General features: G+C 64.0%; 15 protein-coding genes. 6 read left to right on the top strand and 9 right to left on the bottom strand.

All coding sequences use genetic code 11. The features are described from left to right. The first annotated feature begins 106 nt into the window (after window positions 1-106). A complete protein-coding gene (locus FJW08_RS08845; protein ID WP_181182883.1) occupies window positions 107-1,117 on the top strand; it encodes an endonuclease/exonuclease/phosphatase family protein in 1,011 nt (336 codons plus the stop codon). Between the two features lie 35 nt (window positions 1,118-1,152). Here FJW08_RS08845 and FJW08_RS08840 read toward each other — a convergent pair whose 3' ends face one another. Then, window positions 1,153-1,746 carry a DUF922 domain-containing protein gene (locus FJW08_RS08840; protein WP_140810182.1) on the bottom strand — a complete coding sequence of 198 codons (594 nt, stop codon included), beginning with the start codon at window positions 1,744-1,746 and terminating at the stop codon, window positions 1,153-1,155. A 163-nt stretch (window positions 1,747-1,909) separates the two neighbouring features. After that, entirely contained in the window at window positions 1,910-3,589 is a 1,680-nt protein-coding gene (locus tag FJW08_RS08835; protein WP_140810181.1) for an electron transfer flavoprotein-ubiquinone oxidoreductase, read from the bottom strand. 221 nt (window positions 3,590-3,810) lie between these two features. On the opposite strand from FJW08_RS08835, the gene FJW08_RS08830 reads away from it, so the two are divergent. From FJW08_RS08830 to FJW08_RS08820, 3 genes are all read left to right on the top strand, one after another. Beyond that, window positions 3,811-4,455, top strand: coding sequence for a hypothetical protein (locus tag FJW08_RS08830; RefSeq protein ID WP_140759205.1), 645 nt, complete (start codon window positions 3,811-3,813; stop codon window positions 4,453-4,455). An 80-nt stretch (window positions 4,456-4,535) separates the two neighbouring features. Beyond that, the gene (locus FJW08_RS08825) at window positions 4,536-5,405 is read left to right on the top strand and encodes a uracil-DNA glycosylase family protein (protein ID WP_140810180.1); all 870 of its coding nucleotides are present in this window, start codon (window positions 4,536-4,538) and stop codon (window positions 5,403-5,405) included. Window positions 5,406-5,459: 54 nt separating this feature from the next. Beyond that, on the top strand, window positions 5,460-6,272 hold the full coding sequence (locus FJW08_RS08820; RefSeq protein WP_140810179.1) for a helix-turn-helix transcriptional regulator: 813 nt from the start codon (window positions 5,460-5,462) through the stop codon (window positions 6,270-6,272). Here FJW08_RS08820 and FJW08_RS08815 read toward each other — a convergent pair whose 3' ends face one another. Together FJW08_RS08815 and FJW08_RS33245 are read right to left on the bottom strand one after the other, a co-directional pair. Then, window positions 6,273-7,238: a DMT family transporter gene (locus FJW08_RS08815; protein ID WP_140810177.1), complete on the bottom strand. Its 966-nt coding sequence runs from the start codon at window positions 7,236-7,238 to the stop codon at window positions 6,273-6,275. Continuing rightward, complete coding sequence (locus tag FJW08_RS33245) at window positions 7,235-7,360, bottom strand: hypothetical protein (protein ID WP_263498631.1); 126 nt, start codon at window positions 7,358-7,360, stop codon at window positions 7,235-7,237. The genes FJW08_RS08815 and FJW08_RS33245 overlap by 4 nt, the downstream gene beginning before the upstream one ends. Window positions 7,361-7,509: 149 nt before the next feature. Here FJW08_RS33245 and pepN point away from each other — a divergent pair, with 149 nt between their 5' ends. Together pepN and FJW08_RS08805 are read left to right on the top strand one after the other, a co-directional pair. Continuing rightward, window positions 7,510-10,155 carry an aminopeptidase N gene (gene pepN, locus FJW08_RS08810; RefSeq protein WP_140810176.1) on the top strand — a complete coding sequence of 882 codons (2,646 nt, stop codon included), beginning with the start codon at window positions 7,510-7,512 and terminating at the stop codon, window positions 10,153-10,155. A 203-nt stretch (window positions 10,156-10,358) separates the two neighbouring features. Beyond that, window positions 10,359-12,680 (top strand): ATP-binding protein, encoded by a 2,322-nt coding sequence (locus FJW08_RS08805; RefSeq protein WP_140810175.1) that lies wholly within the window; start codon window positions 10,359-10,361, stop codon window positions 12,678-12,680. A gap of 45 nt (window positions 12,681-12,725) precedes the next feature. On the opposite strand, the gene FJW08_RS08800 is transcribed toward FJW08_RS08805, so the two are convergent. From FJW08_RS08800 to FJW08_RS08780, 5 genes are all read right to left on the bottom strand, one after another. Then, a complete protein-coding gene (locus FJW08_RS08800) occupies window positions 12,726-13,199 on the bottom strand; it encodes a hypothetical protein (RefSeq protein ID WP_140810174.1) in 474 nt (157 codons plus the stop codon). 49 nt (window positions 13,200-13,248) lie between these two features. Next, a complete protein-coding gene (locus FJW08_RS08795) occupies window positions 13,249-16,209 on the bottom strand; it encodes a bifunctional [glutamine synthetase] adenylyltransferase/[glutamine synthetase]-adenylyl-L-tyrosine phosphorylase (RefSeq protein ID WP_140810173.1) in 2,961 nt (986 codons plus the stop codon). Beyond that, window positions 16,209-17,684, bottom strand: coding sequence for an ATP-binding protein (locus tag FJW08_RS08790; RefSeq protein WP_140810172.1), 1,476 nt, complete (start codon window positions 17,682-17,684; stop codon window positions 16,209-16,211). Before FJW08_RS08790 ends, FJW08_RS08795 begins: the two co-directional genes overlap by 1 nt. 8 nt (window positions 17,685-17,692) lie before the next feature. After that, window positions 17,693-18,367: a response regulator transcription factor gene (locus tag FJW08_RS08785; protein ID WP_181182879.1), complete on the bottom strand. Its 675-nt coding sequence runs from the start codon at window positions 18,365-18,367 to the stop codon at window positions 17,693-17,695. Between the two features lie 355 nt (window positions 18,368-18,722). Further along, window positions 18,723-20,273 carry a Do family serine endopeptidase gene (locus FJW08_RS08780; protein ID WP_140810169.1) on the bottom strand — a complete coding sequence of 517 codons (1,551 nt, stop codon included), beginning with the start codon at window positions 20,271-20,273 and terminating at the stop codon, window positions 18,723-18,725. Window positions 20,274-20,367 lie beyond the last annotated feature (94 nt).

Genomic DNA, 20,367 nt, shown 5'->3' with positions numbered 1-20,367 from the left:
CAGGCCGCAATTTGGCCGATAAGCAAATCGAACGGATCGACAGGTGGCATTCAGCGGACACGACCTCGCAGACACGACCTCAATGACAACAGGCGCTCGCTTGAACATGACGGCTGGGCTGGCATTCCTGGCGATGACGGCATTGTCGGCGGCTTTGTTGGCCGGGTTCTTCGGCGCGCTGCACCCCGCTTTCGATTCCTTCTCGCATTTCCGCATTCACCTCAGCGTGCTGATGGCGCTTTTGGCGCTGCCCCTGCTTGCGAGTTCCTACCGGCTGCAGGCGGCCGCGGCACTGCTCTTCGCCATCGGCTGCCTGGCCACGACGGCAAGCGCGTTGCCCAGGCCGTGGCCGCAGCCGGCGGTTGCCAAGCCCGCCGACCAGATCGTCTACAGCCTGCTGCAGATGAACCTGCGCTTCAACAACCCAACGCCGAAGAAAGTGCTCTCGCTGATCGGCCGCACCAATCCGGACGTGATCACGCTCGACGAAGTGTCGGCGATGTGGTCGACCGAGCTTGGCTACATCGCCAGCGCCTACCCCTATCGGATCCTCTGCCCCTACCCGAACGGCATGTTCGGCGTGGCGCTGCTGTCGCGCCGGCCGTTTGCCGCCAATACCGCGCCGCGTTGCGAGCCGCGCGGCGCCATGGCGACCGCCACCATCGACTTAGGCGGGAGCGATGTCGATGTCGCCGCGATCCATTTGAGCTGGCCCTGGCCGAAGGAGCAATACTGGCAGATCGGCGAACTGGCGCAGCCACTGGCGGCGCTCGGCGAGACCGCGATCATGGCCGGGGATTGCAACGCCGTGCCATGGAGTGCGGCGGTGCGGCGGGTAGCGGCTCTCGGCGGACTGAAACTCATGCCTTCAGCCGGCCCGACCTGGATCCACCGGACATTGCCCGACTTCCTGCGCCGCTATGCGGGGCTGCCGATCGACCAGGTGTTCAGCAAGGGCGGGCTGACCATCCTGTCTTCGACGCGGCTGGAGGATACCGGCTCGGATCATCTGCCGGTGCTGGTCGAGTTCTCCGTCCGCACGAGCGACAAGCAACCCCATGACGAGCATGAGAGCGCGCTCGCGGCACGCGACGTTCCAAACAGGCCGCGCGGCTGATCCGAAACGGAGCCAACGCTCGCAGTGCGCACCAGTCAAGGCTTGGTCAGCGCGTCGACAAGGTGCTCGACATGGCCGCCGCCACGATGCTCGCGCGCGTCGAAAGCATTCTGCTTGGCTTCGTATTCGGCATAGATGGTGTTGATGCGCCGCCTCGCCTCGAGGTGTGTGCCCGTGCAGAACCAGTTGTCCGGACGCTCCAGGCCGGCAAGCGCAGTCTCGGTGGCCCGCATCATGCCTTTCGCAATCCGGCCATGGGTGTGCTCGTGCTTGCGGACGCCGGCCATGAAACGGTCCCAGCGCTTGCGCAGACCTTGGCTTGTCGGCGAGAGCCGCGGGAAGGTGTAGGTCAGGTCGAGTGTGCCGTTGGCCTGTCGCAAATGACAGGCCCCATCCTGGCGGCTGATGTCGAGATCCCAATGTACGGTGTAGCCGGTTTCGGCGATAGCGCGCGTCATATAGCCGTGCTTGGGTCCCTGCCGATCCATGGCCTCGATAAGGTCGGCCCCGGTCCTTCCGGCAACATCATAGCTACGCACGTGAACGACGAGCCTTGTGCCCGCCGATGCGGCTGACACACAGGACAGCACACAGGCCGCAGTGAGCATCGTCAGGCTGGTCAGGCGCATGTCCGCCTCCCCTTTGTCAGTGGCCAAGCAGACCACACTCGGCGCTGCGCTTCAACGGGCTTGAGCGAAGCCGCCCGTTTCGCAACGGCGAGAAACAGATCCGCTGCCGCTCGCATGGCCGGTATTTCTTCCGCCGGGTCGAGACGGCCTGCCGGCGCTCGGCTCACATACCTTGGTAGACCGGTCCTTCACCGCCTTGCGGCGGCACCCAGTCGATGTTCTGGTTCGGGTCCTTGATATCGCAGGTCTTGCAGTGGACGCAATTCTGCGCGTTGATGACGAAGCGCACGTCCTTGGCTTGCGGATCGGCGGCGGCGTTGCCATCCTTGTCCACCCACTCATAGACGCCCGCCGGGCAATAGCGCGTGGAAGGTCCGGCGAAGACATCGTGCTCGGAGCGTTGCTGCAGAGCCATGTCGCCGACGATCAGGTGCACCGGCTCGTTTTCCTCGTGATTGGTGTTGGACAGGAACACCGAGGAGAGCCGGTCGAAGGTGAGCACGCCATCCGGCTTCGGATAGGCGATCTTCTTGTGCTGGGCGGCAGGCTCGAGCGTGGCATAATCGGCCTTGCCATGCTTCAGCGTGCCGAAGGGCGAGACGCCGAACAGCGTGTTCAGCCACATATCGAGGCCGCCGAGGCCGACGCCGATGATGGTGCCGAAGCGCGACCAGAGCGGCTTGACGTTGCGCACCTTCTTCAGGTCCTTGCCGATGTCGGTCGCCCGCCAGGCTTCCTCGTAGGCGGAAAGCTCGTCATTGGCACGGCCGGCGCCAATCGCCTCGGCAACATGATCGGCCGCCAGCATCCCCGACAGCACCGCATTGTGGGAGCCCTTGATGCGCGGCACGTTGACGAAGCCCGCCGCGCAGCCCATCAGCGCGCCGCCGGGGAAGGACAGTTTGGGCACCGACTGCCAGCCGCCTTCGGTGATGGCGCGCGCGCCATAGCCCAACCGCTTGGCGCCTTCGAAGGTACCCTTGATCGCGGGATGCGTCTTGAAACGCTGGAACTCCTCGAAAGGCGATAGATACGGGTTCTTGTAGTTGAGGTGGACGACGAAACCGACCGCCACCTGATTGTCCTCGAGGTGGTAGAGGAAAGATCCGCCGCCGGTCTTCATGTCGAGCGGCCAGCCGAAGGAATGCTGCACCAGACCCGGCCGATGGTTCTCCGGCGTGACCTGCCAGAGTTCCTTGAGGCCGATGCCGTATTTGCCCGGCTCGCGGCCATCGGAGAGTTTGTATTTGGCGATCAGCTGCTTGGCGAGCGAACCGCGCGCGCCCTCGCCGATGAGCACATACTTGCCCATCAGCGCCATGCCCGGTGCGAAGCCCGGACCGTGCGTGCCGTCCTTCTCGACGCCCATGTCGCCGGTGACGACGCCGGTGACGGCGCCCGCCTCGTTGTAGAGCAGGCCGGTCGCGGCAAAGCCTGGATAGATCTCGACGCCAAGCGCCTCGGCCTTGCCGGCCAGCCAGCGGCAGACGTTACCCAGCGAGACGATGTAGTTGCCGTGGTTGTTCATCAGCGGCGGCATCAAGATGTTGGGCAGGCGGAACGAGCCGGCGGGGCCGAGCACCAGGAAATGGTCCGCCGTGACCGGCGTCTTGAAGGGATGACCATCCTCCTCGCGCCAGCCGGGCAGCAGCCGGTCGATGCCGATCGGATCGACGACGGCACCCGACAGGATATGGGCGCCGACCTCGCCGCCCTTTTCCAGCACGACGACGGAAAGCTCGGGATTGACCTGCTTGAGGCGGATGGCCGCGGCAAGGCCGGCCGGACCGGCACCGACGATGACCACGTCGAATTCCATGCTCTCGCGTTCGATATCGCTCATCAACCCCTCCGCACTGGCTTGCCGCAGTTGGCGTATCTTGCTGGCTCCCGCGCTGCATAGCGCATCAATTGGCGACAGGAAACCGGCGCATACGTGACAATGCGGATTTGGCCAAAAAGTCGCGCATTCCGCGGCACCCAAGCCGTTTCCGTGCGGCGTGGCACGCCCAAGCTTGCGTTTTCTATTGTTCGACGGCTTGCTTATCGGCCATACTTCCCGCCATGCGCATTCCCGGGCCAGGCGGCTTCTCTTCGACGCGCTTTCCATCAACGCCCGGCCGGGCCTGCCGGGCGATTACTTTGGCCCTTCTGGCTTTGGCGCCGGGTCATGCCGTCGCGGATGAAGTGAAGGTCTGGGCGACAGGCGCGTACTCGTTCTCCGACGAGCTTGGCGGTTTCCGCATCACCGGAGCCTCCGGCATCGGAACCAAGGACGATCCGCTGGTCATCACCGAAGAGCTGAATTCGGCGACACCCGTGACGCTGACCATCCGCACCACAAAGCCGATCCAGACATTCGGCAAGGCGGGTGAGTTCGCCAACGGTATCATGTATATGCGCCTTGACGTGCTCAACAACAGCGGCCAGGCCTGGATCGAATTCCAGTTCGAGCTGCAGGAAATACTGGACCAGCCGAGCGTGTTCGGAGACGGGCTTTCGTTCGACCAGCGCAACAAGACGCCCGACAATATCTGGTCGAGCAATTTCGCCGATTTCGATCGCGAGTTCGAACCCTATGACCGGCTGCTGTTCAAGAACGGCAAGGTCGATCCTATGAGGACCGCCAGCTTCGAGTTCCTGATGACCGACTACACGCCGCGATGGACCTTCTATCTCGTGCAAGATCCACGCATACCCACCGGCTAGGCCGCGACGTCGCCTTGGGATTGGCTATCGCCACGCCTTCCGAGGTTGCAAATCGATGCCGCCCGGACGATGGTGCGGCCATGACTGCCGCCTCTCCCAACAATCCGGTCGATCTCGCCGATCTGCTCGCCTTCTATGCCAGCGCGGGTGTTGACGAGGCTTTGGAGGATGCGCCGGTCAACCGGTTCGCGGAGGCCGCGCCGAAGCCGGCGGAGCGCATGCCGACGGCGACGCCACGCGAAAGCAGCGCACCGGAACCGCCCTTGGCTCCGCCGCGCCTCGATGGGCGCGCAGTGCCGGATGCTCCGGCCCCGCGCCCGTCGACCTCGGCCGTGCCCGACGAAGCGCAGGCGGCGCTGGCGCGCCAGTTGGCCACCGCGGCAGTGTCCCTCGACGAGCTGCGCCAGCACATGGCCGCTTTCGAGGGCTGCAATCTCAAGGCCACCGCCAAGAACCTCGTATTCGCCGACGGCAACCCACAAGCCGCTGTCATGCTGGTCGGTGAAGCCCCCGGCCGTGACGAGGACATTGAAGGCCTGCCCTTCGTTGGCCGCTCGGGCCGCCTGCTCGACCGCATGCTGGCTGCGATCGGGCTCGACCGAGGCTCGGTCTACATAGCCAATGTCATTCCCTGGCGGCCGCCCGGCAACCGCACGCCGACGCCGCACGAGACCGAGATCTGCCGGCCGTTCATCGAGCGTCAGATCGAGCTGGTCAATCCCAAGGTGCTGATCAATCTCGGCGGTCCGTCGGCCAAGACCTTGCTCAACACCTCGGAAGGTATCCTGCGGCTGCGCGGCAACTGGCGCATCCACACCACGGCGTCCGGCATTGCCATTCCTGCCATGCCGACATTGCACCCGGCCTATCTCTTGCGGACGCCCGCACACAAGAAGCTGGCATGGCGGGATTTTCTCGAGGTGAAGGCGAAGCTGCGGGCGCTCTCCTAGCGATGACTTCGCAGGTAATTGAAATGCTTTGGCCCGCAGCCTAACCATTCTCCCATGACAACGCCTCAAACCTCCGCCGGCAGTCTCATCCGCGAATGGCGTACGCGCCGCCGCATGAGCCAGCTCGATCTCGCCATGGAAGCGGAAATTTCGCAGCGGCATCTCTCCTTCGTCGAAAGCGGTCGCGCCGCGCCTTCGCGCGACATGGTGCTGCATCTGGCCGAGCAGCTTGCGATCCCACTGCGGCAACGCAATCAATTGCTGCTGGCCGCGGGCTTTGCGCCGAGCTTCGGCGAACGGTCGCTCACCGATACGACGCTGGCACCGGCGATGGCGGCGGTCGAGATCGTGCTCAAGGGGCATGAGCCGTTTCCGGCATTGGCGGTGGACCGGCATTGGAACCTGGTTAAGGCCAACGCGGCAATCGGGCCATTCCTGGCCGATATTTCCGAGCCCTCATTGCTCCAGCCACCCGTCAACGTGCTGCGGCTCAGCCTGCACCCGGGTGGTGTCGCGCCGCGTATCGTCAACCTCCAGGAATGGCGCACTCACCTGCTCGAACGGCTGAAGCATCAGAACGATGCCGCCGGCGACCCGGTGCTGGTCGCATTGGAGCAAGAGCTTCGCGGCTACCCCTCCGGCCTGAAGAGCGGCCGGCCGGCGCCGGTCGAGCCGAATGCCGTCGTCCACCCGCTCAGGCTTGCCCATGGCGATCAGGTGCTATCGTTCATCAGCACCATTACCGTGTTCGGCACGCCGCTGGATGTCACGCTGTCGGAACTGGCGATCGAATCCTTTTTCCCGGGCGATGAGCAGACACGGGCGGCGCTGGTACGCCTGGCAAAGGAGCGGTCGGAACGGTCCTGATCAACCCTGCGGCAGGGCCGCCTTTCGGGTCCTCGTGCGTTCCAGACCGAGTTGCCGTTCGCGCCAGATGATGAAGATGCCGGCTGCCACCACGATCGCACCACCGACCAGCGTGCCGGACGAGGTCACGTCGCCGAAAACGAAATAGCCGACGACGACACCCAGGATCATCGAGGTGTATTCGAAAGGCGCCACGACCGAGGCTTCGGCATGGCGATAGGCCGCGGTCATGAGAATCTGGCCGAGGCCGCCACAAAAGCCGGCCATGATGAGCAGTGCTGCTTGCGCCGGCGTCAGCGATTGCCAGCCGAAGGGCAGCGTCAGCAGCGAGAGCACGCTCGCGGTCGACGAGAACCACAGCACGATGGTGGCCGTCTTCTCCGTCTGCACGAGATTGCGCACCAGCAGCATGGCGACAGCCGAGATTGCCGCGGCCGCCAGCGCGGCCATGACGCCCAGGACCTCCTGGTCATCCAGCCCTTGATCCGAATTGAGCAGCGTCAGTTCCGGCCAGGAAATGATGAGCACGCCAATGAGGCCGATCGCGACGGCGCTCCAGCGATAGACGCGGATCGTCTCGCCGAGGAACACCGAGGAGAACACCACGACCAGCAGCGGCTGTGCATAGTTCAGGGTGATCGCCTCCGGCAAGGGCAGCCTGGTGAGCGCGAAAAAGCCGAGCCCCATGGCACCGACGCCGACGACGCCACGCGCGACGTGGTTGAAAGGACGTTTCGTGGCGAATGCCGTGGCCAGATGTCCTTTCAATGCCAGGAAGGCAATGATCGGAAAGATGGCGAAGAAGGAACGGAAGAAGACGATCTGCCCGGCAGGCACGTCGCCCGCCGCCTTGATACAGGTTTGCATGCAAACAAAAACCGCCACGGAGACGATCTTCAGCACGATGCCTCTCAGCGTACCGTGGCCGCCGGTGGTTTCTGGCCGCGCCTCCGCCCTTGATGTCACTTTGGCCGCGCGTCTCTGCCCGCGATCGAGGGCACGTAGCGGGTCTCGAAATGGCAGAACGGGAAATTGTCGGCGCGCCGAACGAAAGCGCCCATCCCGAATTTCGGTGTGACGGCGGTCATGACTGCCTCGCGACGGTGAAAGGATGGCCTGAATTAGGCTCTGCCGCAGTTTTGTCGAGGGGCTGTTTCGTGTAAAGAGCGCGGACTTTGAATTTTTTGGACCAGTCAAAACATGTCCGGTCCCCGGAAAAGACAGGAAAAGCCAGGGAATGCGCACCGACACAGGCCAAGTCTTCAAACTCGAGGACTATCGCCCCAGCGACTACCTCATTCCGGAGACCAACCTTGACTTCCGTCTTTCGCCACAGGCCACGGTCGTCACCGCGATACTGACCGTCGAGCGCCGCGAGGGCATATCCACGTCGGCTCCGCTGGTGCTCGACGGCGACGGGTTGACGCTCAAGCGCGTCGAGATCGACGGCAAGACGGTGAGACCGGCCGATCTGCTGGCGAGCCCCGACCAACTGACCCTGCTCAAGCCGCCGGCCGCACGTTGTTTCCAACTGCTGATCGAAACCGAACTGGCGCCGGCCGGCAATGAAGCCCTGATGGGCCTTTACCGTTCGAACAACGTTTACTGCACGCAGTGCGAGGCGGAGGGCTTTCGCCGCATCACCTATTTTCTTGATCGCCCCGATATCCTGTCCGTCTACACGGTGCGGATCGAGGCGCGGCGCGACGAGGCGCCGCTGCTCCTGTCCAACGGCAATCCGGTCGAGAACGGCGATCTCGCCGATGGCTGGCACTACGCCAACTGGCACGATCCCTTCCCCAAGCCGTCCTACCTGTTCGCGCTGGTGGCCGGGAATCTCGGCCAGGTCGCCGACAGTTTCGTCACCATGTCCGGCCGCAAGGTCGAGCTCGGCATCTATGTCGAGCCCGGCAAGGAGGCGCTCGCCGGCTACGCGATGGACGCGCTGAAGCGTTCGATGCAATGGGACGAGGAGGCCTTTGGCCGCGAGTACGACCTCGACGTCTTCAACATCGTCGCCGTGTCGGATTTCAACATGGGCGCGATGGAGAACAAGGGCCTCAACATCTTCAACGACAAATACGTCCTGGCCGACCAGGAGACGGCGACGGACGCCGATTTCGCCAATATCGAGGCGATCATCGCGCATGAGTATTTCCACAATTGGACAGGCAACAGAATCACTTGCCGCGACTGGTTCCAGCTTTGCCTGAAGGAAGGGCTGACGGTTTTCCGCGATCATGAATTCTCCGCCGACCAGCGCTCGCGCGCGGTCAAGCGCATCGCCGAAGTGCGCACGCTGCGTGCGCACCAGTTTCCCGAGGACCAGGGTCCGCTGGCACATCCGGTGCGGCCGCGCCGCTACCGCGAGATCAACAATTTCTACACGGCCACGGTCTACGAAAAAGGCTCCGAAGTGGTGCGCATGATCCGCACCATTCTCGGGGCTGAGGCCTTTCGCGCCGGCATGGATCTTTATTTCGAACGCCACGACGGCGAAGCCGCGACCATCGAGGACTTCATCAAGGTGTTCGAGGAGGCGTCCGGCCGCGATCTTTCGCAATTCGCGCTCTGGTACCATCAGGCGGGCACACCCAACCTGACCGTGAGCTCGACGCACAATCCGGCCGCACAGGAATTCACGCTCGAGATCGAGCAGTCGGTGCCGCCGACACCGTCGGAAAGCCGCAAGCGGCTGATGCATATCCCGCTCGCCTTCGGCCTGATCGGCGCCGGCGGCGAGCCGGTTCGATACAGCGGCGTCGAGGGCGCCAGCGTCGAGGACGGCGTCATCCATATTCGCAAGCGCCGTCACATGGTGCGCTTTTCCGGCGTTGCCGAACGACCGGCGGTGTCACTCAACCGCGGCTTTTCGGCGCCGGTGACGCTGTCGGTCGAGCAGAAGGCGGCCGACCAGTTTTTCCTCGCCCGCCACGACAGCGACGCCTTCTCGCGCTGGCAGGCCTTCAACACGCTGCTCACCGATGCGCTGATCGCTGCCTTCCGCCAGATCCTTGGCGGCAAACAGCCGGACTTCGCTCCGCGGCTGACGGAGCTTGCCGGCAGCATCGCCAGCGACGAGACACTCGAGCCAGCCTATCGAGCTCTGGCTCTGGCGCTGCCCGGCGACGCCGACATCGCGCGTGACATCGGCAAGAACATCGATCCGGACGCCATCCATTCGGCTCGCCAGGCGCTTGCGCTGGCGATCAGCACGGTCAATGGCGAGGCATTTTCCCGCCTCTACGACAGCCTTGCCGACCAGACCGCCTTCAGCCCCGACGCGGCAAGCGCCGGACGACGCGCCTTGCGCAACATTCTGCTGGATTATCTCTCGCTGCTGCCCGGTGGAGCGGCATTGGCGGCCGGGCATTTCCAGTCCGCGACGAACATGACCGACCGCGCGGCCGCATTGGCCGTGCTCGCGCATCGTCACCACGGATCGCCGGAGGCGGAAAAAGCGCTGGCGGCTTTCGAAAAGACATATGCGTCTGACCCGCTGGTCATGGACAAATGGTTCCAGATCCAGGCCAGCGTGCCGGGGCCACAGGCGGTGGACACCGTTCGCGCCCTGACCGCTCATCCGGGTTTCTCGATGGGTAACCCGAACCGTGTGCGCTCGCTGATCGGCACATTCTCCAGCGCCAATCAGACCGGCTTCCACCGCGCCGACGGAGAAGGCTACCGTTTCTTCACGCAGACTGTGCTCGAGGTCGAAAAGCGCAACCCGCAAGTGGCGTCAAGGCTGGCGACCGCGCTCAGGTCCTGGCGTTCGCTCGAACCGGGCCGGCAAGCCAAGGCCAGGGAAGCGCTGGTTTCGATCGCCAATGCCGAAGACCTGTCGGCGGACCTGCGCGACATCGTCGAGCGCACGCTGGCGTAGACGCCCTTTCCTTCCCGGCGGGGCAAGGCCGAGCCGCCGCACTTCCAAAAGCCCGCTATTTTAGTCGATTTTTAATCTTTTTTCGCCGGACCACTGGACAAGGCGAATCACCTTTGATTCTTTAATGGCGATTCGGACGTGCGGTGTTGCCGGATCACCAGCACATAGAAATGCGGCATACTGGAAATCGGGGAGTGCCATTTATGGCGAAGGCGGACGCGTGGGGCGCGCCCGGAGGGATAGCTTTTGCGCGCCGTGAGGCGCGCGGCGACGGCCTTGCCGGGAATACGCGGCTCATTGCCGAACCGGCCTACAAGCGGCTTCTGGCGGCCGAACCGTTCCTGCGTCGGTCGATACCGGCCCTCATCATCATCTTCCTAATCGTCATCGCGGCGCTGCGTGTGCTCTCGCTGATGAACGAGCGTGATGATGTCGAGCGCGACGCCAAGGCGGTCCTGACGCTGGCCGCCGCGCAGCTCGCCAGTTCGCTCGCCACCACGTCGGACACGCTGCCGGGCGCCACCCAGGACCTGCTGGAGACCACCAGCCGCCAGGGAGCGATGGGCCGCAGCCATGTGCTTGTCATCACCGATGGCGCCTTCAGGATCACCGCGGTGACGCCGCGTTCGGTGCCCTGGCAAGGCCATTCGCTCGACAGCCTCGTCCAGGGCGGCCAACCGCTGTTCATGTTCGGCGATCGCGCCGGTGTCATGGAGGTCAACATCGGCGGGCAGGACTGGTATGCGGCGGTCAGCCTGTCCAGGGACAGGAAGGGAGCCGCCGCGGCGCTTGTGCCGCAGGAAGCGGTCTTCGACACGTGGCGCAAGACCGTCTCGTTGAATGTCACGCTGTTCGTGCTGACGGGCGGCGTGCTGATCATCATCCTCTATGCCTATTTCGGGCAGGCGGCGCGCGCGCAGGCAGCCGACCGAATCTATCTCGAAGCACATCAGCGTATCGACATGGCGCTGGTTCGCGGCCGTTGCGGCCTGTGGGACTGGGACATGGTGCGCGGCAAGATGTACTGGTCGCGCTCGATGTACGACATGCTCGGCTACGAACCCTGCGAGACAATGCTGTCCTTCGGCGAGGTCGACGAGATCATCCATCCCGAGGACGGCGACCTGTTCGAGCTCGCCAACAGGATCGTAGCGCGTGAGATCGACCACATCGACCAGGTGTTCCGGATGCGGCATGCCGATGGCCAATGGGTGTGGATGCGCGCCCGGGCACAGGTCATGGATCCGGAAGCGCCGGAGATCCAGCTGATCGGCATCGCGGTCGACGTCACCGAGCAACGGCATCTGGCGCTGCGCTCCGAAGCGGCCGATCTTCGCCTCAGGACCGCGATCGAGAACATCAATGAATCTTTCGTGCTGTGGGATTCGGCTCAGCACCTGATCATGTGCAATTCCAAATACCAGCAGGACAACGGGCTCTCGGATCGCGACGTGATGCCAGGTGTGACGCGCGCGTCCCTGGAAGAGCGGATGCTGGCCTTTGCTTCGGAGCGCCGGCTCGCCAACAGCAATGGTCCGCAGGGCGGCGCCACGTTCGAACGGCAGCTGTCGGACGGCCGCTGGCTGCAGGTCAACGAACTCAGGACCAGGGATGGCGGCATCGTCTCGGTCGGATCCGACATCACCCAGATCAAGCTGCACCAGGAAAAGCTGGTCGACAGCGAGCGCCGGCTGATGGCGACGATCCATGATCTCAGCCTCGCACGGCGGGCCGAAGAGGAACGGTCGCGCGAACTGGTCGACCTCAACCGCAAATACATGAAGGAAACCGAGCGCGCCGAAGCGGCGAACCGGGCCAAATCGGAATTCCTGGCCAACATGTCGCATGAATTGCGCACGCCGCTGAACGCCATCATCGGCTTCTCGGAACTGATGGAACAGGGGCTGTTCGGCCCGCTGGGCTCGGAGCGCTACGAGGAGTACGCCACCGACATCAACAGCAGCGGCAAATACCTGCTCGGCGTCATCAACGACATTCTCGACATGTCCAAGATCGAGGCCGGCCAGTTCTCGCTGGACCAGGAGCAGATCGACCTCGGTCCGCTGATCAGTGAGACGGTGCGTGTCGTCTCGCTGCAGGCGGCGCAAAAGGCGATCACCGTGGAAACGCGTATCGCCGACGCGCTGACGCTGTTCGCCGATCGCCGGGCGATCAAGCAGATCGTCATCAACCTTCTGTCCAACGCTGTGAAATTCACCGGCCAGGGCGGCCACATATCGGTCAGGGCCCGCAACACGTCAGGCGCACTGGTGCTGACGATCGAGGACAATGGCTGCGGAATCCCGAAGGAAGCGCTCGGCAAGCTGGGGCGTCCCTTCGAGCAGGTGCAGAACCAGTTCTCCAAGAACCATGCAGGCTCCGGCCTCGGCCTTGCCATTTCGCGCTCGCTGGCCGAGTTGCAAGGAGGCGCACTGAAGATCCGTTCCACCGAAGGCGTCGGCACGATCGTGTCGGTGCGCATTCCGCTGAAGAAGGCAACATCGACGATCAAGGTTGCGGCCTGAGCGGCAGGCCTCGGCTGACGGCGCCGGAGCCTGCGTCAGGCAGCCTCACTGCATGCCGTTTTCGTCGTCGCCTCCTTGACGATGGCGGCCAAAGCGCCCGCTCTTCGGCAGCTCGCGGTTCTCGATCTTTCCGTCGTTGTTCTTGTCGAGTATCGCGAAAAGCTTCTTTTCGCGGCCCGTGATGTCGTCTGATGTCAACGTGCCGTCGCCCTTGCTGTCGTACCGGGCGATGATGCGCCTGGCCATGCGTTCGAAGCGCGCCTTCTCCAGTGCGTCGGCGAGTTGGGCGACAGTCAGTTTGCCGCCATTGTCGGCGACAAGCTTCTTGAGCCGCGCGTCCACGACATTGGAGAACTGGTCGAACGTGATGGTCCCGCCATTGTCCTTCATTGCCTTGTCGAGCCGCATCATGGTGCGCTCACGCATGTTCGCGCTGTCGACATTCTCTGCATAGGCGCCACCGCCGACGGCTCCGGCCAGGGCGATGAAGGCAAGTGCGAGCTTGGTTGTCTTTCTCATGGTTTTCTCCTGTTGCATCGTCACCCCCGATGCGGCCGAACGCTCGTGATCACGAACCCCCGGCACGAAGCAAAAGGTCGAAATCCTTCCTGACCTTTTGCGACGTCTCCTTGAGGTGTGCCTCCAGCACACCGAAATCCGGCAGGTCGGTGACCGCCAGAAGCAGATCTGAAAGCCCCGGCGGAACGTCGTCACGTTCGAAGGGTCCGGTAAGGCACAGCCGCGTCATCTGGGTCAGCGCCAGATACAGGGCGTAAGCATCGCCAAGGTCCTGCCTGATCCCGGCATTGGCGAAACGGGGCGTCAGGCGAGACAGGATCTCGGCCGTGCCGGTGACGCGCGGCCCGGCCTCGACCTGCCGAGTGATGACAGCCACCTGGGCTATGAATTCGAGATCGATCAGACCGCCGGGAATCAGCTTGATGTCCCACAGGTCGCGGGGCGGCTTTTCCTGCTCGATCATGGCACGCATGTCCGACGCCTCGGCCCTCACCTTTGCCGCATCGCGCGCTTGGCACAGCACCGCGGCAACTTCCGCCTCGACCTCGCCGCACAGGCTGGCGTCACCAGCAATCGGCCGTGCCCGCGACAGGGCCATGTGTTCCCACGTCCAGGCCTCCTGGCGCTGGTATTTCTTGAAGGCATCGATGTGGGTGGCGACCGGTCCCTTGTTGCCGGAAGGCCGCAGCCGCAGGTCGAGTTCGTAGAGCACTCCTTCCGCCGTCGGCGCCGACACGGCCGATATCAGCCGCTGCGTCATGCGGGAATAATAGTGCGACGGCGCCAGCGGCTTGTCGCCGTCGGAGTCCTCGGCATCCGCATCGTGGTCGTAGAGCAGAATGAGATCGACATCCGATCCGGCGGTCAATTCGCGGCTGCCGAGCTTGCCCATGCCGAGCAGCGAAACCACGCCGCCGGCGATCGTGCCATGGCGCACCGCGAATTCGGCGGTCACCGCTTGCAGCGCAGCCGCGATGGTCAGGTCCGCCAGATCGGAGAAAGCGCGGCCGGCGCGGGCCGGATCGATCGAGCCCGCGAGCAGCCGCACACCGATCAGGAATTTCTGTTCGGAAGCAAATATGCGCAGCCTGTCGAGCACCTCCTCATAGGCCCTTTCGCCTTCGAGGAAGGCGGAAAGCCGTGCCGAGAGATAGGCGCGGTCGGGAAGCTCGGTCAGCAATGCCGGGTCGAGCAAGCCGTCGAAGACATGCGGCCGGCGGGTGATGATCGCCGCCAGCCGGGGCGCCGCGCCCATGATCGTCGCCATCAGCCTGAGCAGTGCGGGGTTCGACTGCAGCAATGAGAACAGCTGGATGCCGGCCGGCAGGCCAGCAAGGAACTCGTCGAAACGGACCAGCGCCTCATCGGCCCGGCGCGTCTGGCCAAAAGCCTTGAGCAGTGCCGGCGTCAGTTCCGTCAGCCGCTCGCGCGCCTCCGCCGACCGGGTGACGCGATAGCGGCCGAAATGCCAGCCGCGGATGACACGGCAGATATCGCTTGGCCGCTGAAAGCCGAGACCGTGCAGGGTCCGCAGCGTGTCCGGGTCGTCGACGTCACCGGTGAAGACCAGGTTGCCGATGCCGGCCGAAAGCTCGGGCGCGGTTTCGAACAGCGCGGCATAGTGGCGCTCGACCTGCTGTAGCGAGGCACGGAACACCCCGGCAAACGCGGCCGCGTCGGCAAAGCCCAGCATACGGGCGATGCGCTCCAGCCCTTCATCGTCTTCCGGCAGCATGTGCGTCTGCTCGTCGGCAACCATCTGGATGGCGTGTTCGACCCGGCGCAGGAACCAGTACTGGCGGGCGAGCGCGTCACGCGCGTCTGATGTAATCCAGCCTCGGGCGGCGAGCTGGCCGAGCATCGGCACGGTTTCGCGGCCGCGCAGCTCCGGGAAGCGGCCGCCGGCGATGAGCTGCTGGGTCTGGACGAAGAACTCGATCTCGCGGATGCCGCCGCGTCCAAGCTTGACGTTATGCCCTTTCACGGCGATCTCGCCATGGCCCTTGTGGGCATGAATCTGGCGCTTGATCGAATGGACGTCGGCAATCGCGGCGTAGTCCATATATTTGCGCCAGATATAGGGCTGGAGCTCCTTGAGAAAGGCATCGCCCGCGGCGAGATCGCCGGCGACCGGGCGCGCCTTGATCATCGCGGCACGCTCCCAGTTCTGGCCGCGCGCCTCGTAGTAGCGAAGCGCGGCTTCAACCGGAATCGCCAGCGGGGTCGAACCGGGGTCGGGACGCAATCTCAGGTCGGTGCGGAAGACATAGCCGTGCTCGGTGCGATCCTGCAGGATGCGCACCAGCCGCCGCGTCAGGCGCGAGAACAGGTCGGTAGCGTCGAGAGGATCGACCACGGCGGGCGCCTCCGGATCGAAGAACACGACGAGGTCGATGTCGGAGGAGAAATTCAGCTCGTGCGCGCCGAGCTTGCCCATGCCGAGCAGGATCCAGCCCGATTGATGCGACGGGCTGTCCAGGTCGGGCAGTTTGAGCTTGCCCTGGCCGTGCGCGTCACGCAGCAGGAAATCGACGGCCGCGCGGGCGCAGGCGTCGGCGAGATCGCTCAACCGCCTTACTGTCAGCGCGGTTTCGGCCTCGCCCGAGAGATCGGCGAGCGCGATCAGGAAATGCGCCTCGGCCTTGTGCTGGCGCAGTTCCATCATCAGGCCGGATTCCGAGACCGTTTCGGCCAGCGGCGCCTGGTCGATCGCGGCGGTGATCGCCTTCAGGCGGGCCTCGATCGGCAGGTCGAACAGGCCATCCAGGATTTGCGGCCGGCGGCGCGCGGTATCGCGCAGGAACGGCGAAAGGTCGAAGACGGCGGCCAGGAAATCCTGCGCCGTCCCCTTGCCGGCCAGGAATTTGGCCGCGCGTATCAACCCTTCTTCGCGCGCTGCATCCGCGATTTCGGACAGTTCCTGCCGTGCCCGGCCCTCGTCGAGCGGAGCAAGCGGGGTTTCCAGGCTCAGCAGCCAGCCTGTATTGCTCCGCTTGGCAACGGCCGCCATCAGTGGTCCTCCCGCGCGGGGAAACTCATGACCACGGATAGTCCCGGATTGCCAGACAACAGGTCAAGCCGGCCGTAATGGAATGTCATGACCGCCTTGGCGAGACTGAGGCCAAGGCCCGAACCAGGCTGCGAACGGCTCTTCTCAAGCCGCACGAAGCGTTCCGTCGCTCGGGCGCGATCGGCATCGTCGGGAATGCCCTGGCCGTTGTCGGCGACGGAAAGCCTGATCTCGCCATGCGTGCGTTCGAGCGTCACACGGACCGCCGGTTTGGACGTCGAATCGGTCGAATACTTGATCGCATTGTCGACGATGTTGGAAAGCGCCTGACCGATCAGTTCGCGGTTGCCGTCGACGACAAAAGCACCGTTCACCTCGGCGTCCAGCGAAACGCCAGCCTCCTCGGCCACCGGCTCGTAAAGTTCGACCACATCACGCACGGCCTCCGCCAGATCGACGCGGCTGGTGTGCTCGGAAGAATACCCAGCCTCCAGCCGGGAGATCATCAGGATGGCGTTGAAGGTTTTTATCAGCTGGTCGGACTCGGCGATGGTGCCTTCCAGCGCCTGCCGATAATCCGATGTTTTCTGCTTGCCGGAAAGCGTCGCTTCGGCCCGGTTGCGCAGCCGGGTCAGCGGCGTCTTCAGGTCATGCGCGATGTTGTCGGATACCTGCTTCAGGCCTTCGTTGAGCGTGGAGATCCTGGCCAGCATGACATTGAGGTTTTCCGATAGCCGGTCGAACTCGTCACCGGCGCCGGTCACCGGCAACCGGCCACTGAGATCACCGCCCATAATGCGCCGGCTTGCCTCGGAAACCCCGTCGATACGCTTCAATGCCGCGCGGCCAACAAAGAACCAGATTAGGATGCCGCCCACCCCCATCATGCCGAGCGCCAGCACCAGCGAACGGCGGATGACGGCACGGAACCGCTCCGGTTCGCCGAGATCGCGGCCGACCAGCATGATCATCTGATTGGGCAGCCGCAGCACCAGGGCAATGGCGTTGTGGCCCTTCTCGCCCTGCGCCTGCGTGTCGCTCTGGTCGGGCTGTGCCGTCCCCTTGTCGGCAGGCAAATTGCGTAGACGATCGAGCTCTCCCTCGCCAAAGCGCTGATACGAAAAAGGGCTGGTGGTCCAGCCTTCGTTTTCGAGAACTCCCGGCTCCAGACTCTGCACGTTACCGGTCAGGATCTGGCCGTTGGCATCGGCAATCAGATAGAGGTTGGCGCCGGGTTGGCGCGAGCGGGCCTCGACCACGCGGACCAATACCGGCAGGCCACCCCGCTGATAGGCGCGCGCAAGGCCGAGCACCTCGTCGTTGATGGTCTCCTGCGTCTGCGCGGTTAACATGCGCGCCGAGAGCGAAGTCATGTAGAGGACGAGCAGCACCGCGCAGAGTGCGAAGAGCAGGAGATAAAGCGCCGAAAGCCGTGCGGCCGTCGTCTTCATGATGGCGGGCACGGAAAGCGCCATGCTGCCGCCTAGCCGCCCTTCAGCATGTATCCGGCGCCGCGAATCGTATGCAGGATCGGTTTGTCGAAGCCCTTTTCGATCTTGCCGCGCAGCCGCGAGACGTGGACATCTATGACATTGGTCTGCGGATCGAAATGATAGTCCCAGACATTTTCGAGAAGCATGGTGCGCGTCACAACCTGGCCGGCATGGCGCATGAGATATTCGAGCAAGCGGAATTCGCGCGGCTGCAGTGTGATCTCGCGCGCCGCCCGGCGGACAGAATGCGACAGCCTGTCGAGTTCAAGGTCGCCAACCCGGTAGATGGTCTCGGCCTCCTTGGCGCTGGCGCGTCGGTTCAGCACCTCGACACGCGCCAGAAGTTCGGAAAAGGCATAGGGCTTGGTCAGATAGTCGTCGCCGCCGGCGCGCAGCCCGGTGACACGGTCATCGACCTCGCCCAGCGCAGACAGGATGAGCACTGGCGTCGTGTTGCCCCTGGAACGGAGAGCGGCAATGACCGACAGGCCGTCGCGGCGCGGCATCATCCGATCGATGACCATCACGTCATAATCACCCGCATCGGCAAGCGCGAAGCCGGTCTCGCCGTCACCCGCGACATGCGCGGTATGACCCGCTTCCGTGAAGGCTTTCTGCAGATAATCTGCAGCCTCGCGATCGTCTTCTATGACGAGAATCTTCATAGGGCCGTTATACGCGATTTCGCTGGAAGGTTGAGTAGCCGGCATCTGCATTTTAGCCTTTGCCAAAACGCATCGCGATCAGGATGATCGAGAGCGTACGCGATAAAATCTTTGTTCCGTGGCGTCGTTACGCCGGACATGCCAGTTCCCGGTCATGTCGTCATCCCGCAACCACCGAACCGACCGGCTTCGGGCACGAGGGCGTGATGGGCAGCCATATGCGGGGCGCGGCAGCGGGCGATGGGAAGCCCGCTGCCGCTGAAGAAGAGCGCGATGACTGACTAACGGGCTCTCCTTCTTGCTTTCCCATGCGGCGACTCGGGGGTGTTGAAACCGCCGCATTGGAAAAGTCGTCTCAGCCCTTGGCCACCGGCACCGCGACGAAGCGGTTGTTGTCGTCACGGGTGATCTGCATCAGCACCGCCTTGCGTCCGGATTTGACCGCATCGGCCATGGCCTTGGTGACGTCTTCGGTGCCGTTGACCTCCGCCGAGTTGACCGCGGTGATGACGTCGCCCGGCTGGATGCCGCGGTCGGCGGCGGCGCTGTCGGGGTCGACGTCGGTCACCACCAGACCCTTACCGTTTTCGGACTTGGTGACGGTGAGGCCGAGATCAGCCAGCGTGTCCGGCTTTGCCGGAGCGGCGGGTTGCTGCTGCTGATCGCCCGACGCCTGCTTGTCGCTGGCGGGCAGCTTGCCGAGATCGACCTTGACCGTCTGGCTCTTGCCGTCACGCCACACGGTGACGTCAACCGATTTGCCCGGCGAATAGGCGCCGATCAGACGGGCGAGTTCCTTCGGCGAGGCAACATCCTTGCCATCGACCTGGGTGATGACATCACCTGCCGTGATGCCGGCCTTCTTGCCGGGGCCATCGTCCTGGGCGCTCGAAACCAACGCGCCATTGTTGGACTTCAGACCGAGCGATTCGGCGATGTCGGAAGTGACCGGCTGGATTTCGACGCCGAGCCAGCCGCGCTGGACCGCGCCGTTCTTCATCAAGTCTGCGACGACCTGCTTGGCGGTTGTGGCGGGAATGTCGAAGGCGATGCCGACGCTGCCGCCCGAGGGCGAGAAGATGGCGGTGTTGATGCCGACCACCTGGCCGTTGAGATTGAAGGTCGGGCCACCCGAATTGCCGCGGTTGACCGAGGCGTCGATCTGGAGGAAATCGTCATAAGGGCCAGCGCCGATATCGCGGCCGCGCGCCGAGATGATGCCGGCGGTGACGGTGCCACCGAGGCCGAACGGGTTGCCGACAGCCACGACCCAGTCGCCGACGCGAACCTTGGAATCGTCGGCGAAGTCGACATAGGTGAACTTGCCGCCGCCATCGACCTTGAGCACGGCGAGGTCGGTGCGCGGATCGGTGCCGACCAGCTTGGCGTCGAGTTCCTTGCCGTCATTGGTCACCACGGTGAAAGCGGTGCCCTCGTCGACGACGTGGTTGTTGGTTACGAGATAACCGTCTTCGGAAATGAAGAAGCCCGAGCCCTGCGCGACGGGGCGCGGCTGGTCGTTGTTGCGATCGCGGTGACCGAAGCGGCGGTGACCTTCGTCGTTCTGGCCACCCTGGTCACCAAAGCCGCGGAATTCCTTGAAGAAGCGGCGCAGCTGCGGATTGTTGGGAAGATTGTCGAAACCGCCCTGATCGCCGGAACCGTCATCGGCTGTCGGTTGCAGCTTGGCCTTGACCTTGACGCTGACCACGGCTGGCGAAACGCGCTCCACGACATCGGCGAAGCTCGGAACCTGCGGAGCCTCGACACGCACGGCGTCAGCCAGAACGGGGCTGGTTCCACTGGTCAGCGCGCCAACGCCGATAGCACCGGCGACAGCGACGGACGCGACGGCAGCCAGAAGACGCTTGCGGGTGCGGGAATATGAATTGGGGGCAATATTCATGGATCTCTTATCCTCTTTCAAGCGGACGCGCCTTGATCGGCATCCTCAGGAAACGAGAATTAGAACGGCGGACATTACAGCGCCATTTCCGACA

Origin of the sequence: Mesorhizobium sp. B3-2-1 (assembly GCF_006439515.1) — a bacterium.
GTDB lineage: Bacteria > Pseudomonadota > Alphaproteobacteria > Rhizobiales > Rhizobiaceae > Mesorhizobium.
The sequence above is the reverse complement of the archived record's forward strand: the minus strand, read 5'-3'. Positions and strand labels throughout refer to the sequence as shown.

Bases quoted from the DNA above. Each gene is read 5' to 3' on its own strand.
- FJW08_RS08820 (WP_140810179.1), top strand. From the start codon at position 5,460: ATGACAACGCCTCAAACCTCCGCCGGCAGTCTCATCCGCGAATGGCGT.
- FJW08_RS08800 (WP_140810174.1), bottom strand. From the start codon at position 13,199: ATGAGAAAGACAACCAAGCTCGCACTTGCCTTCATCGCCCTGGCCGGA.
- FJW08_RS33245 (WP_263498631.1), bottom strand. From the start codon at position 7,360: ATGACCGCCGTCACACCGAAATTCGGGATGGGCGCTTTCGTTCGGCGC.
- pepN (WP_140810176.1), top strand. From the start codon at position 7,510: ATGCGCACCGACACAGGCCAAGTCTTCAAACTCGAGGACTATCGCCCC.
- FJW08_RS08785 (WP_181182879.1), bottom strand. From the start codon at position 18,367: ATGAAGATTCTCGTCATAGAAGACGATCGCGAGGCTGCAGATTATCTG.
- FJW08_RS08835 (WP_140810181.1), bottom strand. From the start codon at position 3,589: ATGAGCGATATCGAACGCGAGAGCATGGAATTCGACGTGGTCATCGTC.
- FJW08_RS08830 (WP_140759205.1), top strand. From the start codon at position 3,811: ATGCGCATTCCCGGGCCAGGCGGCTTCTCTTCGACGCGCTTTCCATCA.
- FJW08_RS08780 (WP_140810169.1), bottom strand. From the start codon at position 20,273: ATGAATATTGCCCCCAATTCATATTCCCGCACCCGCAAGCGTCTTCTG.
- FJW08_RS08790 (WP_140810172.1), bottom strand. From the start codon at position 17,684: ATGGCGCTTTCCGTGCCCGCCATCATGAAGACGACGGCCGCACGGCTT.
- FJW08_RS08795 (WP_140810173.1), bottom strand. From the start codon at position 16,209: ATGGCGGCCGTTGCCAAGCGGAGCAATACAGGCTGGCTGCTGAGCCTG.
- FJW08_RS08840 (WP_140810182.1), bottom strand. From the start codon at position 1,746: ATGCGCCTGACCAGCCTGACGATGCTCACTGCGGCCTGTGTGCTGTCC.
- FJW08_RS08845 (WP_181182883.1), top strand. From the start codon at position 107: ATGACGGCTGGGCTGGCATTCCTGGCGATGACGGCATTGTCGGCGGCT.
- FJW08_RS08805 (WP_140810175.1), top strand. From the start codon at position 10,359: ATGGCGAAGGCGGACGCGTGGGGCGCGCCCGGAGGGATAGCTTTTGCG.
- FJW08_RS08825 (WP_140810180.1), top strand. From the start codon at position 4,536: ATGACTGCCGCCTCTCCCAACAATCCGGTCGATCTCGCCGATCTGCTC.